Source organism: Halomonas citrativorans, from assembly GCF_900163645.1.
Taxonomy (GTDB): Bacteria; Pseudomonadota; Gammaproteobacteria; order Pseudomonadales; family Halomonadaceae; genus Vreelandella; species Vreelandella citrativorans.
Genome location: NZ_FUKM01000057.1, coordinates 367,112 through 383,854, shown reverse-complemented (window position 1 = coordinate 383,854; position 16,743 = coordinate 367,112). Strand labels below are relative to the sequence as shown.

The window sequence follows — 16,743 nt, the reverse complement described above, 5'->3', positions numbered from 1 at the left end:
CCTACGATTAAACGCTGAGGAACGTTCATGCAGCAGCCACCACAAAGTTATCGTGAGCTGGAAGTGCTACTCACTGCCGAGTATGGATCGCTAAGCAAACGACTCCAGCAAACTGCACGCTTCATGCTTGATCATCCTCAAGAGGTGGCGCTAGCCACTGTGGCTAAAATTGCCGAACAGGCGGACGTCACGCCCTCTACGCTGATTCGCCTGGCCAACAGTTTAGGTTTTAAGGGCTTTTCCGAAATGCAGCAGCTGTTTCGTAGCCGCTTAGTGAATGAGCTACCCAATTACACTGAACGTATTCGTGCAGTGCGTAGCGCGACGGGAGAAACGCCGAATAGCACACAGTTGCTATGGGAATTTTCGGATGCCAATCGCGACGTCCTAGAGCAGCTACCGAGCCGTATTGACCCTGCAAGCCTCGAAGAAGCACTGGATATCTTTGAAAAAGCACATGCGATTCACGTTATGGGTGCCAGGCGTAGCTTTGTGGTTGCAAGCTATATGACCTATGCCTTGGCCCATGTGGATAAACCCGCCTTACTGGTGGGTGGCTTGGGAGGCATGTACCGGGAGCAGCTGCGTGCCATGAGCCAGCACGACGCCCTGCTAACGATTAGCTTTGCGCCCTATGCTGAGGAGGCCCAGCAAGCGTGCGAATACGCTAAGCAGCGTAACCTGCCCATTATCGTGATTACCGACTCAAGCTTAAGCCCACTCGCCCGTTTGGCGGACGTTGTCTTTGTGGTGCAGGAGGCAGAAGTGAAGAGTTTTCGCGGTTTGACCGCCTCACTATGTTTGACCCAAGCCTTGGCGATTTCTTTGGGTGTACGCCAGGACAAGGCACGCGAAAAGAGCGCTACAGCAGCACCGATATAGATATAAAAGACATAGACATAGAAAAAGACACGTCATACCCAGCAATCCAACACACCTGAATGCCAAGAATAAAACAGGAGGGATTATGAAACTCGCACTCATCGGCGCTGGGCGCATCGGTAAGGTGCATGCCCAAGCTATCGACTTACACCCCGACATTACCCTCGCCGCAGTGGCCGATTTCCATCCGCCCGCTGCCGAAGCGCTGGCCACGCAGTACGGTAGCCTCGCCGTTGATGTCGATGCAATTTTTGCAGACGCTACCATTGATGCCGTTTTGATCGCCTCAAGCACCCCAACGCACGCGGAGTACCTGGAGCGGGCGGCACGCTCAGGTAAAGCGATTCTCTGCGAGAAGCCCATCGCGCTTGACCTGGCGCGCACTCGGGACGCGCTACAAGTGCTTAGTGAACATCCGGTTACCTGCGCGCTCGGCTTTAACCGCCGTCACGACCCTCAATTTGCAGCGCTTAAAGAAGCGATTGCTCAGGGGCGTATTGGCGCGTTGGAAACCTTGACGATCATCAGCCGTGACCCTTCACCGCCACCTGCTGAGTACGTGGGTGACTCGGGCGGGCTATTTCGCGACATGATGATTCATGATCTGGATATGGCGCGCTGGCTCCTTGATGAGCCGATCGAAAGCATCTTTGCTGTAGGCAGCTGCTTGATCGACCCCGCCATTGGCGAAGCAGGCGATATCGACACTGCCATGGTCACGCTCACCACTGCGAGCGGAAAGCTCTGCCAAATCAGCAACTCCCGACGCGCCTGCTATGGTTATGATCAGCGTATTGAGGCCTTTGGAAGCGAAGGCATGCTGCAGGCGCAAAACGAGAGCGACACACGGCTGCGCTTTACAGGCGCTTCTGGCCAAGTGGAAGAAAAGCCTAAGTGGTTTTTCCTGGAGCGCTATGCGCTAGCCTACCGGTTAGAGATCGGTGATTTTGTGGATGCTTGGAAAGAGCAGCGCGCACCGCTAGCAGGTGCTCAGGACGGCTTGGAAGCCCTGCGTTTAGCTGATGCGGCGGAGCGTTCACTGCGAGAGGGGCGCAAAATACTGCTGGAGGCAGCAGTTTAAACATCCGCTCAATTTTTTCTTGCTCACCTCTTACCTACTCAAAACGTCTAGCAGCGCTCAAAGCGCTAGCTTTTAGAAGGAGCGATATATGGCTTCACTACTGGTACGCCCCACCGCCCCTGATGAACAGGGCACTATCATCAACGTGACTCCCACCTCAGCGGGCTGGGAACACGTTGGCTTTCGGGTCCACACGCTTGCCAAGGGGGCACGAATTGAAGCCAGCACGGGCGACCAGGAGGTCTGCCTGGTATTGCTAACCGGGCGTGCCAATGTCGTCAGCGGCGAGCACCGCTTTGACGATATCGGCGAACGGATGGATATCTTTGAACAGATTCCACCCTACGCCGTTTATTTGCCCAATGGCGCAAGCTATCAGGTAGAAGCCACCACCGACCTGGAACTTGCGGTATGTGCAGCGCCCGGGCGGGGCAACCATGCACCGCGCTTGATCGCTCCGGATAGCATCAAAAAAAGCACCCGTGGGCAGGGCAGTAACGTTCGTCATGTGCACGATATTTTGCCGGAAAACGAACCCGCCGATAGCCTACTGGTGGTGGAGGTGTTTACGCCTGAGGGTAACTGGTCGAGCTATCCGCCACACAAACACGATGTGGATAACTTGCCTCACGAGTCATTATTGGAAGAGACTTACTATCACCGCATCAATCCCTCCCAGGGCTTTGCCTTTCAGCGTGTGTATACCGACGACCGCTCGCTTGATGAAACCATGGCCGTGGAAAACGGCTGCTGTGTGCTGGTACCCAAAGGCTATCATCCAGTGGGCGCGCCTCATGGCTACTCGCTCTACTATTTGAACGTGATGGCAGGGCCTAAACGCGCCTGGCAATTTCACAATGACCCCGACCATGAGTGGTTGATTAACCGCTAAATCGGCCTGCTCTGTGCCTGGCAACGTTCACCAGATGCTATCCTTCCATGCCCCGCCTGCGCGGGGTTTTCGCGTTAAGCGTTTCGACTTCAGGCTTTTAAGGGATTGCCATGCTGCCGGACTACTCCATTATCGCTTGGCTATTGATCGGATTTTCGGTGTATCTGACGGGCGTCTCAAAAGGCGGCTTTGCTGGTGGTTTTGGCACGCTTTCGGTGCCGCTGATGGCACTGGTGATTAGCCCCACGCAGGCCGCAGGCCTATTGCTGCCGCTACTGCTGGTAATGGACGTATTGGCAGTGAAAGCATGGTGGGGCAAGCATGACATGGCCGAAGTATGGCGATTTTTGCCAGGGCTCTTCGTCGGTGTTGCGGTGGGCACGCTGCTCTTTGGCAGCCTGAGCGAACAGGGCGTTCGCCTGGTGCTGGGGGGTATCTCGGTAGTGTTTGCTGCGTATATGCTGTTAAAGCCATTGGCCGCCAAGCCTATCTCAACGCGTTGGGCGCTGCCTGCCGCCAGCGTGTGTGGCTTCACAAGCTTTATTGCCCATGCAGGCGCCCCACCACTCAATCTTTACCTACTGCCACGAAAACTGCCTAAAGAGACCTTTATCGCCACCTGCGTTGTCACCTTTACCGCGGTTAACGTGATTAAACTAGGCCCGTACTTGTGGCTTGGTGAAATCAATATGACCAGTGCTTGGGCATCGCTACTCTTGGTGCCGGTCGCTTGGGTAGGCGTGCGCAGCGGCCTTTGGCTACAGAGCCGGGTTAATGAGCAGTTGTTTTATCGCCTGGTAATACTGGCCATGTTCCTGGTAGGTATTAATTTGATTTGGCAGGCGTTGGCGCCTTAAGAGATGAACGCCTCCCAATACAATGTTTGCGTAGGGTGTCTTTACAACGGAAAACCTGGTAGCGGCTAGGTTCGCCAGTCCAGTCTCTGCCACCCTTCAAGACTCGCGACCTCAGCCAGTACAGGGTCGGGATTAACCACCACGGGGCAATCGACATATTGCAGAAGCGGTAAATCGTTGCGGGAGTCCGAGTAGAACATGGTGTGGCTGGGGGTAATCTGATGCTCCATTAGCCACTGCTGTAAGCGCAGCACTTTACCGCCGCGGTAAGAGAAAATGCCCTCACTCTCACCGGTATAACGCGCTTCTTCTGCCTCTTTATCAATACTTAGATCCACCGCCAGCACGTGGGCAATTCCCAGCATCTTGGCAATAGGCGCGACCAAGTGGCGCGACGAGGCAGAAATCAACACTAACGTATCGCCCGCCTGACGATGATCAGCCAGGCAGGCCAAGGCTTGAGCAAATATACGCGGCTGGATATGCGTCGCAACAAAACGCTCTACCTCTTTTTCTACCTCAGTAACGAGCCTGTTCTTAAGCGGCGCCAGCGTCATCGCCAGATACTCTTCCAACTTTAATTGACCCGCATGATAAGCCTGCTGCATCTGCTCAGCCCGGGCGAGAAAGGCTTCGGCACCGCTGATCCAACCCTGCTCGAACATCCATAAATTCCAACGGTCGCTGCAATCTCCATCCAAGAGAGTATCATCAAGGTCAAACAAGGCCAGCCGCATAAAGCACTCCTATCGTCGCGGATTGACGGCGCGTAGGGTATGCCACGAATCATGGCAAAAAGATGACAACCGCAAGCCATTCGTTGTTACTCACCCACCGTACAAGCGCGTTTCATTGCATCAGCATGGAAGACGTCGACGCCTACGGGGTATATGATTGACGAAAGTACTGACAGCCGCTGCCCGCTACGCTGACAACACACAAGGAGATTATCCCATGACGGGCCCTTTAGTATCAGTCGATACGCTCTACATAACACTGACTGATGAACTGCCAGCGTTTTTGAGCCAATCACTTTTACAGTGCAAGAGCCTACCAACGCTACCGTCTGTAGCGCTTAAAGTGCTTGATATAGCCCGTTCATCAAGTTCAACCTTGAGCGATTACGCCAAAGCGATTGAACACGATCCGGCGTTAACACTGCGCCTCATTGCGCTCGCGAATAGCGCCTATTACACGCGCTCAGCGCCACCTGTTCAAACCTGTATTGAAGCCATGCAGCGTCTTGGTATAAACGCAACGCTGCCCGTTATATTAGGGTTTAGTTTGTTTCAAGAAGCGCCTAATCGTCATCAGGCTTGGCAACGCACCATCACTGCGGCCCTGGTGGCCCGCTATTTGGCTGAGCAGCTATGCCCTGACAAAAGTGGCAGCATATTTACACAGGCGCTACTACAGGATATTGGCATATTAGCGTTACAGGCAGCCTACCCTGAAGAAGCCGACAAACTCTATACCGATACTTCCTTATCGCATACTGAGATAACGCAAGCAGAGCAACGCTGCTTTGGCTGCGACCATACACTGGTTGGCGCTTGGCTAGCCTCTAAATGGGGAATGTCCAATCACGCGGCGATGGCTATACGCCAAAGCCATGAAAGCTTTTTAGTCAGTGATAAAGCACTCCTCTGCCTTCGCTTGTCAGGGCCCATTGCCGATGCCTGGCTATCCAATAACCCAGCATCTCAACTGGCAGCTTTGTTATATCAACTCAAGACCGTTAGCTATGCCGACACGCTGCAGCTAGACGAAGTGCTTTATAATGTTCAACATCAGACTAACCTGATTGCCAATGTGATGAACATGAACGCGCCCATAGAAGTCGATAGCACGGCCCTGTTGGCGGAAGCTCAGCAGCTACTCTTTCAACACACCTTGGCACTGGGCACTCAGCTGGATAACCAGAAACAGGCTTTGACCTCGCTACGTTATCCTGATGCCTTACAAAAGAAAGAGCAGAGTCTGCGCGATGCGGCCGTAGCCATTCGCCATTCAGGGTTAACACGCAGGAATAAAAAAACGGATTAAGCAGTGCACAGGTTAACGCTAAAAACAGGCCGCGCGATCGCAGCCTGTCAGGTTAACTATTCATCGCATAAGGCAGATAAAGCGCTATCACGGGGAAAACATGCATCAAGGCAATCGCCAGCAGCATCAGTAGGAAGAAAGGCAGCGTCGCGCGGGTGATAGTTAAAATATCCTTGCCGGTCAGCCCCTGAATGACAAACAGGTTAAAGCCTACCGGCGGGGTGATTTGCGACATTTCCACCACGACCACCAGATAAATACCAAACCAGATAAGGTCGAACCCAGCAGCGCTGACCACCGGCATGATAATCGCGGTTACCAGTAGAATCAGCGAGATACCGTCTAAAAAGCAGCCCATGATCAGCAAGAGTGCTGTCAGAGCAATAAGCAGCATGGTGGGTGATAACCCCATCTCGCTAATCGCGCGCGCCAACTGCATGGGGACTTGGGTAAAGCCCATCGCCGAGGTAAGAAACGAGGCGCCGGCAATAATAAACGCGATCATGCACGCCGTACGAATGGCCGCGAATAGAGAGCTTTTAAATATCTGAATGGTGAAGTGGCCGTTCCAGCGGGCAATGGCCATGGATAGTACCACTCCTACCGCTGCGGCTTCCGTAGGTGACGCCAGCCCGCCGTAGATCGAGGTGATGATACCGCCAATCAACAGCAGAATTGGCATTAATGCCCAGGTATTACGTAGCTTCTCAGCGAAGCTCATGTCTGACTCATCTTCGCCGGTAAGGCCTTCCCGATTACCTTTAATAAGTGCCCAAAGTATGAGGTAGACCATAAACATCGCCAGAATCATTAGGCCTGGGCCGACGCCTGCCATGAATAGCCGTGAAATGGATTGCTCGGTCACCACACCGTAAACAATCAGCATGATGGAGGGTGGAATTAACAAACCTAGCGTTGAGGCACTAGCCAACGTACCGATAGCCATATTGCTGTCATAGCCGCGGCGTTCAAGCTCCGGCAGAGTCATTTTACCCACGGTGGCGCAGGTAGCGGCTGATGAACCACACACCGCTGCAAACATACCGCTGCCGATAATATTGGTATGCAGCAAACGCCCAGGTAGGCGGTTGAGCCAGGGCGAAAGACCGCGAAACATATTGTCCGCAAGCCCAGAGCGGAACAGGATCTCGCCCATCCAGATAAACATCGGCAGCGCCGTTAAATCCCATCCATAGCTCGCTCCCCAAAAATCAGAGGCAAGAATCGGCCCTGGGTCAAACGGGCTAAAGAATGCCAATACCACCCACGCGGTACCGATTAGGGCAAAAGCGATCCATACGCCCCCGCCCAGCAAAAGCAATAATGTAAAAATCGTTGCCAAACTGAGTGTTAACACGAGGTCTTCTCCAACATAACGAGGCCAAGCAGCGCTGGCAGAGAGTTAGTGCATTTCGCTGTCATCAGTGGATGTCGCTTCGCGAAAACTGGACGGGTCACGCTTTGCTATCCGCAGTGCGATAATCAGCGCCTCAATCAAGGCAAGGCTGAGTAGCCCTACGCTGATGACCAGGACGCTTTGGGGTATCCACAGCGGTATGGATAAAAACCCCGATGACACATCGTTGTATTGAAGGCTTTCTCTTGCCAACCCAATCAGGCCATAACCGAGTATCAAGCTAATCGCTAAAGCAATCAGCAGGCCGACCACTTCAAACCACACTCGAATGGCCGAAGGTAGTCGTGAAATCAACAGCGTCACGCGAATATGGGCGTGATGCACGAAGGTATACGCCAAGCCAAGGAAGGTGGCGCCCACCAGTAAATAGGCCGCCATCTCGGAAACACCTGTGATACTGATGCCCAGGCGGTTGAGCCCCACCAGTATCAACAGCGCATCGATGGCACGAAAAGCCACCTGCAGTGCAATGAGTGCACAAATCGCGATCATACACACCGCGGCACCCCAAGCACCTAAACGGTAGAGTCTGTCGAATTTAAACGTCATGTTCGTTATCTCACCGAGCGCGTGGGTGAAAAGAGGCGGCCAGTGCCGCCTCCAGAAAGGTCTTATGCCGTTTAGTTGCCTTGCTGCTCCCGGTAACCTTCCAAGGCAGCTTCCGCTTCGTCATCAGCACGGCTTAGCCAGTCCTGAAAGAGCTTATCGCCCGCTTCCTGAAGGGCCGCGGCGACCTCTTCATTCGGAGTCGATACAGTGATGCCGTTTTCTTCAAGCGCGGCGAGGCTCGCGTCGTTATCGTCACGGCTCATCTGCCAGCCACGCTCTTCAGCGCGTTCAGCCGCTTCCATCAAGGCCTCCTGAGTCGCCTCATCCAGGCGGTCAAAACTGCGCTGGCTGATAAACACGATGTTTTTCGGAAGCCATAAGTTGGCATCGGTGTAATAGGACACGTAGTCCCATGCCGTCATGGAGTTACCGGTAGAGCTTGAAGTAATCATGGCGTCTACACGGCCGGTACTGAACGCGGTGGGGATGTCCGACTCTTCAGTTTCGGTGGGGCTACCGCCGAGGTTATCCACAAACCGCTGGGTATTGATATTCGGGGCTCGCACCCGTAAACCTTCAAACTGCGCAGGATCTGTCAGCTCATTGGCGGTATAAATCCCCTGCGCCGGCCACGCGACGGCGTAAAGCGGAATCAAGCCTTCATCGGCAAATAGTTCAGTAATCATGGGCTTGGTGGCTTGCCATAACGCGTACGCATCATCGTAGCTACCGGCCACGCCGGGCAGCGTATCCACTTCAAAAATCGGGTCATCGTTGGATAGCACCGACATGAACACTTCACCAGCATCAATCGTGCCGCGGCGTACCGACGGTTTGATTTCGCCGTGGGAGACGAGCGAGCCACCGCTATGCACGGTGATGGTCAGTTCACCATCAGTCGCTTCAGCAACATCTTCAGCAAACTGCTTGGTATTTTTGGTGTGGAAGCTAGCGTCACCGTAAGGTGTCGCCATATTCCATTCAGCCGCTTGGACAGAGGCTGTCGCTGCCAGGCCATAGGCTGTGGCAAACAGTAGGGGGGTCGCAATGCGCATACGCATGGGGTAAGTCCTCTTATTCATATTAGTGGAGGTGTTGCGCTAAGGGTGGTAACGAGGGGGCCTGGTTGAACCCAGTGCCCTGGAAATAACGCATTGGTCATCTCGACACGGCGTTCCTGCGCGTAGGCACAGGCCGTTTTTTGGGCTAAACGGCCAACGCCTCTACAAAAGCGGGGATGATTGGCGTGACGCCATATCACATCATAGTTCATCGCCGGTAGCGGTACCGGTAATGCCAAGCGAAAGAGCTCGCCACGCCGCCATTCATCAAGCACCGTGGCAACCGGCAGCGCACCGATACCCAAACCTTCCATCGTCATGCGCACAATCGTCATCAGGGTGCTAACGCTATGGATACGCGGGCTGGTAACGCCCTGCTCGGCCAGGTACTGAACCAGCTCTTCATAAGGGCGGGCCAGTTTGCCAAACGAAATAAACGGCAGCTTCTTACACCAGGCTTCGTCGCTTTCATTGAGCATCCCTGCATGCTGGGGAGATACGAACATGCCCATTTCATACGGGCTTAACGCTTCATATTCGATCTGCTTAGGCGGCAGGTAGCCATTCATGGCCAGTAAGATATCCAGCTCGTTACTCATCAGCCGCTCGTTGAGCGCCGGCGAGTAATCCACCACGAGCTCAATGGTTAAACGCGGGTAACGTTCGGTGAGTTGGCGCATGAATTCGGGGAACCAGCTGTGAGCAATGGTTTCGATAGTGCCCAGCCTGAGAGGTGCCGAGTAGTCCTCTTCGCTGTCGAAGAGTTTCATGGCTTCATCGCGCTGGCTGAGCATACGTTCAGCATGCAAGAAAAACTCACGCCCACGCATCGTGGGCTGCACCGGGCGGGCCGAGCGCTCCAGCAGCAGCTCGCCTACCGTCGCTTCTAAGCGCGAAATGCGTTCTGAGACTGATGGCTGGGTCAAATGCAGGCGTACGGCCGCCTTGCGAAAGGACCCCAACTTGACGGCCCAAACAAAGGCTTCAAGTTCTTTGAAATCGAGCATAATGTTGCCTAATCCACGCGTGGAATGACCAAAAGGTATCGGCGCTGCCTATCGAAGCGCGTCGACTCACAGAGCAGCGGTTTGGCCCACAGAGCAAGCGATCACTGCAATGTAATTTCAAGTCCAACGGTGGCAATAAAACGCCCCGTTGATGATGCGTGGCTGGCAAGTACATGATTCACTCCGGAAAACGCTTTTTTATCGACCCATTTATTGTGAGTAGCTTGAGTCAAATACGCGTTTTTCTTTATTTTTTATCGAGTGCTTTATTTAGTTGATAATCGTATTACTTCCTATCGTCAACTATTTTTATAAGAAATAACAATACGATAGAAGCTGCCGATATTAAGTATCGTGAAAAACGATTGGTAAATGAAAGAGCCTCTCCCCTATATTAGTTTGGGTTTAATAACGCATCCCAAATAACCTCTGTAATAATAATTGGAGTCGTTATGGTCATTCCCCTACTCAACTGCGACATGGGCGAAAGCTTTGGTAACTGGACACTTGGGCTGGATGCTGAGGTCATGCCTTTTGTTGACTGCGCCAATATCGCCTGTGGCTACCACGCCTCCGACCCCCACGTAATGCGTCGTACTGTGGCATTGGCTATTCAGCATGGGGTGCGGATCGGCGCGCACCCAGGCTATCCGGATTTAATCGGCTTTGGGCGGCGCTCCATGGCCTGCTCGGCGGCAGAAGTTGAAGATATGATGCTCTACCAGGTCGGTGCACTGGCCGGTATTTGCCGCGCGGAAGGCGCTGAGCTTTCCTACATCAAGCCCCACGGGGCGATGTATAACGACATAGCCGCCAACCCTGAATTGCTGGAAGGTGCAATGCGCGCCGTTCGGGCCTTTGATGCCCGCCTGCCGCTAGTGGTCATGGCAACGGCCGCGCCCGAGCCGTTTTGTGAACTGGCCGCCAGTATGGGCGTGACGCTGTGGTTTGAGACATTTGCCGACCGCGCCTATGAGCCCAGCGGCCACCTGACATCGCGGCGTCTGCCGGGTGCCGTTCACCACGACCAATCGACTATCGTGGCCCAGGCCGTTGCACTGGCCAAGGGCGAAGCCCTGACCGCCCGTGACGGCTCAGCGCTGCGGCTTCCTTGCGACACGCTCTGTGTTCATGGTGACAACCCCGAGTCGATTGCCGCCGTACGTGCGATCCGTGAAGCCTTCAAGGTGTTGGGGTCCGCGTGAAACTGCGTCTTGAAACCGCTGCCATGGACGCCCTCACGGTACGTCTTTTTGATGAGATTGATGAGCGCAATATGGGCTGGATCATGGCCGCAGACACTGCCCTGCGCCACGCCTTTAACGATGCGCTGATTGATCTTATTCCCTCTTATACGACCCTGCTCGTTCACTACGACTGCCAACGCATGACCTTCGTTGAGGCAACGTCACGGGTCCGTGAAGCTCTCAAGGGCCTTCAGCCTGCCGATACACAGCAGGGCCAGCTACATGAGATCCCGGTGTGGTATGACGCAAGCGTGGGGCCTGAACTACCGGCAGTGGCCCAAGGCGCCGGGTTAAGTATTGAGCAGTTGATTGCGCGCCATTGCGGTCACGACTACTGCGTTTTTGCGCTTGGTTTTGCGCCGGGTTATGGCTTTATGGGGCTGGTGGATGAAGACCTGGCCACACCTCGCCTGAAAACCCCGCGACGCCGGGTGGCGGCCGGAAGCGTAGGCATCGCCGAGCGCCAAACGGCGATTTACCCTCTGCTTTCGCCTGGTGGCTGGAATATTCTCGGCCGCACGGCGGTGCCGCTTTTTGAGTACGCAAAACGTGGCGAACCGCTGTTGCGACCCGGCGATAAGGTACGCTTCAAGGCCATCTCTCAAGCCGAATTTGAAGCTGCCGGTGGTGATACGACCCCGCTGGAGGAGCGCGTATGAGGCAAGCCAGCATAACCGTAAAGCAGGCAGGCCCCCTTGCGCTTATTCAGGATGCAGGGCGCTTCGGCGTCGGCCACCTGGGCGTTACCCAAAGCGGCGCCGCGGACTGGATCTCGTTTCGCTGGGCCAACTGGCTGCTGGGCAATCCGCTTGAGAGCGCCGCGCTAGAGATTGTGATGGGCGGCAACCTGACATTGGAAACCGACGCAACCGTGTATTTGGCACTGGCCGGGGCCGACCTTGACGCGCGCCTTGATGATAAGCCGCTGGCGGTTAACGCGCCCTTCACCTTACGCCCGGGGCAAGCACTCACTTTTCGCCAGCCACGTGCCGGGCTACGTGCCTACCTCGCCTTCCCCGGTGGGCTTGAGGCGCCAGTGGTATTGGGTAGCCGCGCCTGCACGACCCGTGAGCAGCTTGGCGGGCTTTATGAGAATGGCAAACCCTTACAGCTCAACGACCGCCTGTACTGGCAGGGCGCGTCAGTGACGCCACGCCGGCTTCCAGCAAGCGCTCAACTGCCTATCCCTAACGGTCGCTGTCTGCTGCCAATGGTATTAGGTGCCCAGGCGGCCCACTTTGCGGGCCGCAGCCTCTATCAATTATTTAATCAACCCTGGCGCGTTGATCAGCGCGCTGACCGGATGGGCATTCGACTTACTGGGCAAGCGCTTGAAAGTAAAGTAAGCGGGGTGATCTCAGAAGGCATCCCGCTGGGAGCTGTACAGGTACCGCCCGATGGCCAGCCGATCATTTTGATGAATGATCGCCAGACCATTGGTGGCTACCCACGCATGGGCGCGATTACCCCCAGCGCCTGTGCCCTGCTCTCACAATGCTTGCCCGGCACCGAGGTGTGGCTACAGCCGGTTAGCGCTACTCAGGCTCAGGTGAGCCATCGCCTGCAGTTGGCAGAATGGCGTTAATTACCGGGCTCACACCTGGGCAGGTACTTTCAAGCCGAGGATGCGTCAATCTTCACACGCTTATTGCGCTCCAGCACTTCTGTGATTGCCGCCAAAAAAGCATCCCTTGAAGCGGCATGAGGTGTGGTGGTGAGGCTTACGCTAACAAAAAGCGCCGCCGCTACCACGATGCCCCAAATACCGGCCGGCAAACCCAGCAGCGAATTACCGGTGGCATACATCACCAGCACGAACACACTGGTCCCCACGATACTTGCCAACGACCCCGCCGCGGTGCCTCGCTTCCAGTAAAAAGCACCGATAATCGCGGGCACCATGGCGACCAACCCTGACGAAGCTGCCACGGAAAGCACAGCAATTAAATCCAGCTGCAGCTCAGCAAATCCAAGCGCCAGCAGGGCAATAACCGGCACAACGATCTTACCCACCAGCAGTTGGCGCTTTTCATTTACGCCTGGCTTGGCGTTGGCGTAGACATCCCGAGAGAACATGGCGGCCAGAGTTAACATGATTGAATCAATCGTTGAGACCGCTGCCGCCATAATACCCACCATCACGATCACTCCCAGCACGGGGGGTACAAAGCCAGAGGCCAGCAGTGTGGGTGTAGCGAGATCAGCCCGCGCAAGATCGGGAAACGCTGCCAATGCCGAGAACCCCCACAGCACGGACACCAGCGTATAGATAAAGCCAAACACCAAAAAGCCAATCAGCATTTGGCGCATGGCGCGCAACGACGCAGGCATAAACAGACGTTGGCTGACCTGTGGGTTGGAAAGGCTAAAAAAGAACCAGGGAATACTCAGCCCCAAAAAGGTCACCAGGCTAAAAAGCCCCGTGCCAGGAACGGTGAGGGCCGCAGGATGCTCCGCCTCAAGCGTACCAAACAGGCCGCTGAAACCGCCCAGCCCCTGGATCACCAGCAATGCGACCAGCGTTGAGGCAACAATCATCATTAGCGCCTGTAACGAGTCGGTCCACATCACCGAACGAATACCGGCAATATAGGAAAAGAAAACGGCGATTAACGTCGCCATTACCACCCCGGTGGTAAACGTGATGGCGCCATCTGTCATGCCTTCCAGCAGATAGCCCACTCCGGCCAGCTGCACAGCAGAGTAAGGGATCAGAAAGATACAGCTGGTGATAGCAACGGCCATGGCGACAGGCTTACTGTTATAACGATGCCCCAGCATCTCGCTGGGAGTAACAAAGCCAAATTTTTTGCCGACAGCCCAAAAACGCGGACCGAAAACAGCCACCAAAGAGACACCCGCAAAATAGATAATTTCAAAGCCCAGCGCACCGACGCCGCCAGCATAGGTAAGCCCGGCCAGACCCACCATCATAAAAGCACTATAGGTGGTTGCGCTATAGCTCAACGCCGAGACAAACCCATTCATCTGCCGGTTACCCAGAAAATAGCCCGACATACTGTTCGCAGCCCCCTGCCGCGAGAGAACCGCAATCCCGACCGCTACCAGTAGGTAAAGGGCAATGGCCCCCCAGATCATCGCCTCAGTCACGATCGTGTTCCTTAAAATCCTGGGTAATAAAGATATTAAGTGCAATCACCACGAGTCCAGCGCAAGTCCAGAAAAGAAAGCTGCCGTACCAAGCGGCGGTATTTGTCAGAAGGGTGTAAGGCACTACGCAGCTGAGCAGCACCACTAGCCAAACGGCCACTATCCACTTGCCTCGTTTCACGGTTCACCTTGGGTTGTCAAAGCTGGGAGAAGGCGTATGCAGTGCCACTATGGTTTCTAAACCACACCAACGCGCTGCCCGGGTTTGCCAGAGTAGCGATTTGCCTGCGTCTTGTGTACGTCTACTGAAGATTAATTGCATCGTTAATGCTTTCTCAGGCAATAAAAAAGCCCGCATCTTTTGATGCGGGCAAGACTGGATACACCCATAATAGTTACTGCTCACGCGCCCCTTATGGGGCGCGTGGCGTTACGCTAAATCAAACCGATCAGCGTTCATCACTTTTGTCCAAGCGGCAATAAAGTCGCTGACAAACTTCTCGACGTGATCATCCTGAGCGTAGATTTCGGCATAGGCGCGCAGAATCGAGTTGGAGCCAAACACCAGATCAACGCGGCTGGCTGTCCACTTCACTTGACCCGTTTGGCGATCACGAATCTCATAATGGTCGCCCGCCGGATGCCAGGTATTGGCCATATCCACCAGGTTCACGAAGAAATCGTTAGTCAATGCGCCTTCGCGCTCGGTGAACACGCCATGTTGGGTGCCTGCGTGGTTGGTGCCTAATACGCGCATGCCGCCGATCAGTACGGTCATTTCCGCTGCGGTCAGGCCAAGCAGTTGGGTGCGGTCCAGCAGCATCTCTTCGGGGCTGACCACGTAGGCGTCTTTCTGCCAGTTGCGGAAGCCATCCGCCAAGGGCTCAAGCACCTCGAACGACTCGGCATCGGTCATTTCATCCGTTGCATCACCACGGCCGGGGGCAAAGGGCACCGTGGCGCTTAAGCCAGCGGCTTTTATTGCCTGTTCGATACCTACGTTACCCGCCAGCACGATGGCATCGGCAAGGCTTGCGCCTCTTTCTTCAGCAATCGGCGTAAGCACTGCCAGCACGCGGGCCAAGCGCTCGGGCTCATTACCTTCCCATTGATTCTGGGGCGCCAGACGAATGCGTGCGCCGTTGGCGCCACCGCGCATGTCAGAGCCACGATAAGTGCGTGCGCTGTCCCAGGCGGTGTTAACCATGTCGCTGATACTCAAACCGCTAGCGGCGATACGCGCTTTCAGAGCGTCAACGTCGTAATCGGCCGGCCCTGCGGGCACTGGGTCTTGCCAGATCAGGTCTTCCTGAGGCACATCTGGGCCTGCGTAGCGCACTTTCGGGCCCATGTCGCGGTGGGTCAGCTTGAACCAGGCGCGGGCGAAGACATCATCAAAGTACGCCGGGTCTGCCATAAAGCGCTGGCAGATGGCGTTGTAAATTGGGTCGACCTTCATGGCCATATCGGCATCGGTCATGATCGGCATGCAGCGGATGGAAGGGTCTTCCACGTCCACCGGCATGTTCTCTTCCTTAATGTCGACAGGTTCCCACTGCCAAGCGCCGGCAGGGGATTTCTTCAATTCCCATTCGTGGCCAAACAGCATCTCGAAGTAGCCCATGTCCCACTGCGTCGGGTTCTTGGTCCAGGCGCCTTCAATACCGCTTACCAGGGTGTCACGGCCAATACCACGACCCTTGGTTTTCATCCAGCCAAGGCCTTGAAGCTCGGGGCCAGCCGCTTCGGGTTCCGGGCTTAGATCGCTGGGTGTGCCGTTACCATGGCACTTGCCGATAGTGTGGCCACCCGCCGTCAGGGCAACCGTCTCTTCATCGTTCATCGCCATGCGTTTGAAGGTTTCACGCACCTGGGCGGCGGTCTTGAGCGGGTCAGGCTGGCCATTCACGCCTTCCGGGTTCACGTAGATCAGGCCCATCTGCACGGCGGCCAGCGGGTTATGCATAGTGTCGGGCTTTGCCACGTCGCCGTAACGGCCGTCGGAAGGTGCCAGCCACTCTTTTTCAGCGCCCCAGTAGGTGTCCTTTTCCGGGTGCCAGATATCCTCGCGACCGAACGCGAAGCCGAAGGTTTTCAAACCCGCGACTTCATAGGCCATGGTACCGGAGAGAATCATCAAATCGGCCCAGGAAATCTTGTTGCCGTACTTCTTCTTGATCGGCCACAGCAGGCGGCGGCCTTTATCGGTATTGGCGTTATCCGGCCAGGAATTCAGTGGTGCAAAACGCTGGTTGCCGGTACCACCGCCGCCACGGCCATCCGCCAGGCGATAAGAACCTGCTGCATGCCAGGCAACCCGGGCAAACATGCCTACGTAGCTGCCCCAGTCCGCTGGCCACCATTCCTGGCTCTGGGTAATCAGTTCGCGAAGGTCCGCTTTCAGTGCCTCTACATCCAACGTTTCAAGCGCTTTGCGATAGTTAAAATCTTCACCCAGCGGGTTCGTTTTTGTATCGTGCTGGTGCAGGATGTCCAGGTTCAGGGCGTTAGGCCACCAGTCGGTGTTGGACTTGCTGGCGGCTGTGTTACCGCCGTGCATTACCGGGCATTTACCACTCATGTGTTCATCTCC

General features: G+C 55.3%; 16 protein-coding genes. 8 read left to right on the top strand and 8 right to left on the bottom strand.

Annotated elements, in window-relative coordinates; translation table 11 throughout:
• Window positions 1-27 precede the first annotated feature (27 nt).
• The 4 genes from CZ787_RS15635 to CZ787_RS15620 all read left to right on the top strand — a co-directional run bounded on the left by CZ787_RS15635 (window position 28) and on the right by CZ787_RS15620 (window position 3,712).
• Window positions 28-882 (top strand): MurR/RpiR family transcriptional regulator, encoded by an 855-nt coding sequence (locus CZ787_RS15635; protein WP_087110876.1) that lies wholly within the window; start codon window positions 28-30, stop codon window positions 880-882.
• An 85-nt stretch (window positions 883-967) separates the two neighbouring features.
• Entirely contained in the window at window positions 968-1,963 is a 996-nt protein-coding gene (gene iolG, locus CZ787_RS15630) for an inositol 2-dehydrogenase (protein ID WP_087110874.1), read from the top strand.
• Window positions 1,964-2,051: 88 nt separating this feature from the next.
• The gene (iolB, locus tag CZ787_RS15625) at window positions 2,052-2,855 is read left to right on the top strand and encodes a 5-deoxy-glucuronate isomerase (RefSeq protein ID WP_087110872.1); all 804 of its coding nucleotides are present in this window, start codon (window positions 2,052-2,054) and stop codon (window positions 2,853-2,855) included.
• Between the two features lie 110 nt (window positions 2,856-2,965).
• Entirely contained in the window at window positions 2,966-3,712 is a 747-nt protein-coding gene (locus CZ787_RS15620; protein ID WP_087110870.1) for a sulfite exporter TauE/SafE family protein, read from the top strand.
• A gap of 65 nt (window positions 3,713-3,777) precedes the next feature.
• On the opposite strand, the gene CZ787_RS15615 is transcribed toward CZ787_RS15620, so the two are convergent.
• Window positions 3,778-4,449, bottom strand: a complete 672-nt coding sequence (locus CZ787_RS15615) for an HAD family hydrolase (RefSeq protein WP_087110869.1) — start codon at window positions 4,447-4,449, stop codon at window positions 3,778-3,780.
• Between the two features lie 217 nt (window positions 4,450-4,666).
• Here CZ787_RS15615 and CZ787_RS15610 point away from each other — a divergent pair, with 217 nt between their 5' ends.
• Entirely contained in the window at window positions 4,667-5,758 is a 1,092-nt protein-coding gene (locus tag CZ787_RS15610; protein WP_087110868.1) for an HDOD domain-containing protein, read from the top strand.
• A 52-nt stretch (window positions 5,759-5,810) separates the two neighbouring features.
• Here CZ787_RS15610 and CZ787_RS15605 read toward each other — a convergent pair whose 3' ends face one another.
• The 4 genes from CZ787_RS15605 to CZ787_RS15590 form a co-directional block, all read right to left on the bottom strand.
• Window positions 5,811-7,115 (bottom strand): TRAP transporter large permease, encoded by a 1,305-nt coding sequence (locus tag CZ787_RS15605; RefSeq protein WP_087110866.1) that lies wholly within the window; start codon window positions 7,113-7,115, stop codon window positions 5,811-5,813.
• Between the two features lie 45 nt (window positions 7,116-7,160).
• Window positions 7,161-7,724, bottom strand: a complete 564-nt coding sequence (locus CZ787_RS15600; protein ID WP_087110864.1) for a TRAP transporter small permease — start codon at window positions 7,722-7,724, stop codon at window positions 7,161-7,163.
• A gap of 71 nt (window positions 7,725-7,795) precedes the next feature.
• Entirely contained in the window at window positions 7,796-8,785 is a 990-nt protein-coding gene (locus tag CZ787_RS15595) for a TRAP transporter substrate-binding protein (protein ID WP_087110862.1), read from the bottom strand.
• A 17-nt stretch (window positions 8,786-8,802) separates the two neighbouring features.
• A complete protein-coding gene (locus CZ787_RS15590; RefSeq protein ID WP_087110860.1) occupies window positions 8,803-9,792 on the bottom strand; it encodes a LysR family transcriptional regulator in 990 nt (329 codons plus the stop codon).
• Window positions 9,793-10,244: 452 nt separating this feature from the next.
• Between CZ787_RS15590 and CZ787_RS15585 the strand changes: the two genes are divergently transcribed.
• Genes CZ787_RS15585 through CZ787_RS15575 form a run of 3 tightly spaced genes read left to right on the top strand, consistent with a single transcriptional unit; the run spans window position 10,245 to window position 12,624 of the window.
• Window positions 10,245-10,997, top strand: coding sequence for a 5-oxoprolinase subunit PxpA (locus CZ787_RS15585; protein ID WP_087110858.1), 753 nt, complete (start codon window positions 10,245-10,247; stop codon window positions 10,995-10,997).
• The gene (pxpB, locus tag CZ787_RS15580) at window positions 10,994-11,698 is read left to right on the top strand and encodes a 5-oxoprolinase subunit PxpB (protein WP_087110856.1); all 705 of its coding nucleotides are present in this window, start codon (window positions 10,994-10,996) and stop codon (window positions 11,696-11,698) included. The genes CZ787_RS15585 and pxpB overlap by 4 nt, the downstream gene beginning before the upstream one ends.
• Window positions 11,695-12,624, top strand: a complete 930-nt coding sequence (locus tag CZ787_RS15575; RefSeq protein WP_087110854.1) for a biotin-dependent carboxyltransferase family protein — start codon at window positions 11,695-11,697, stop codon at window positions 12,622-12,624. The genes pxpB and CZ787_RS15575 overlap by 4 nt, the downstream gene beginning before the upstream one ends.
• Window positions 12,625-12,653: 29 nt before the next feature.
• Here the strand turns inward: CZ787_RS15575 and CZ787_RS15570 are convergent, their stop codons facing one another.
• From CZ787_RS15570 to katG, 3 genes are all read right to left on the bottom strand, one after another.
• The gene (locus tag CZ787_RS15570; RefSeq protein WP_087110852.1) at window positions 12,654-14,150 is read right to left on the bottom strand and encodes a sodium:solute symporter family protein; all 1,497 of its coding nucleotides are present in this window, start codon (window positions 14,148-14,150) and stop codon (window positions 12,654-12,656) included.
• Window positions 14,143-14,331: a hypothetical protein gene (locus tag CZ787_RS15565; protein ID WP_087110851.1), complete on the bottom strand. Its 189-nt coding sequence runs from the start codon at window positions 14,329-14,331 to the stop codon at window positions 14,143-14,145. The genes CZ787_RS15570 and CZ787_RS15565 overlap by 8 nt, the downstream gene beginning before the upstream one ends.
• 249 nt (window positions 14,332-14,580) lie before the next feature.
• Window positions 14,581-16,731 (bottom strand): catalase/peroxidase HPI, encoded by a 2,151-nt coding sequence (gene katG / locus CZ787_RS15560; RefSeq protein WP_087110849.1) that lies wholly within the window; start codon window positions 16,729-16,731, stop codon window positions 14,581-14,583.
• Between the last annotated feature and the right edge of the window lie 12 nt (window positions 16,732-16,743).

What these genes read in the sequence shown, in the direction of transcription:
- CZ787_RS15635 (WP_087110876.1), top strand. Translation starts at nt 28, where the DNA reads ATGCAGCAGCCACCACAAAGTTATCGTGAGCTGGAAGTGCTACTCACT.
- iolG (WP_087110874.1), top strand. Translation starts at nt 968, where the DNA reads ATGAAACTCGCACTCATCGGCGCTGGGCGCATCGGTAAGGTGCATGCC.
- iolB (WP_087110872.1), top strand. Translation starts at nt 2,052, where the DNA reads ATGGCTTCACTACTGGTACGCCCCACCGCCCCTGATGAACAGGGCACT.
- CZ787_RS15620 (WP_087110870.1), top strand. Translation starts at nt 2,966, where the DNA reads ATGCTGCCGGACTACTCCATTATCGCTTGGCTATTGATCGGATTTTCG.
- CZ787_RS15615 (WP_087110869.1), bottom strand. Translation starts at nt 4,449, where the DNA reads ATGCGGCTGGCCTTGTTTGACCTTGATGATACTCTCTTGGATGGAGAT.
- CZ787_RS15610 (WP_087110868.1), top strand. Translation starts at nt 4,667, where the DNA reads ATGACGGGCCCTTTAGTATCAGTCGATACGCTCTACATAACACTGACT.
- CZ787_RS15600 (WP_087110864.1), bottom strand. Translation starts at nt 7,724, where the DNA reads ATGACGTTTAAATTCGACAGACTCTACCGTTTAGGTGCTTGGGGTGCC.
- CZ787_RS15595 (WP_087110862.1), bottom strand. Translation starts at nt 8,785, where the DNA reads ATGCGTATGCGCATTGCGACCCCCCTACTGTTTGCCACAGCCTATGGC.
- CZ787_RS15590 (WP_087110860.1), bottom strand. Translation starts at nt 9,792, where the DNA reads ATGCTCGATTTCAAAGAACTTGAAGCCTTTGTTTGGGCCGTCAAGTTG.
- CZ787_RS15585 (WP_087110858.1), top strand. Translation starts at nt 10,245, where the DNA reads ATGGTCATTCCCCTACTCAACTGCGACATGGGCGAAAGCTTTGGTAAC.
- CZ787_RS15575 (WP_087110854.1), top strand. Translation starts at nt 11,695, where the DNA reads ATGAGGCAAGCCAGCATAACCGTAAAGCAGGCAGGCCCCCTTGCGCTT.
- katG (WP_087110849.1), bottom strand. Translation starts at nt 16,731, where the DNA reads ATGAGTGGTAAATGCCCGGTAATGCACGGCGGTAACACAGCCGCCAGC.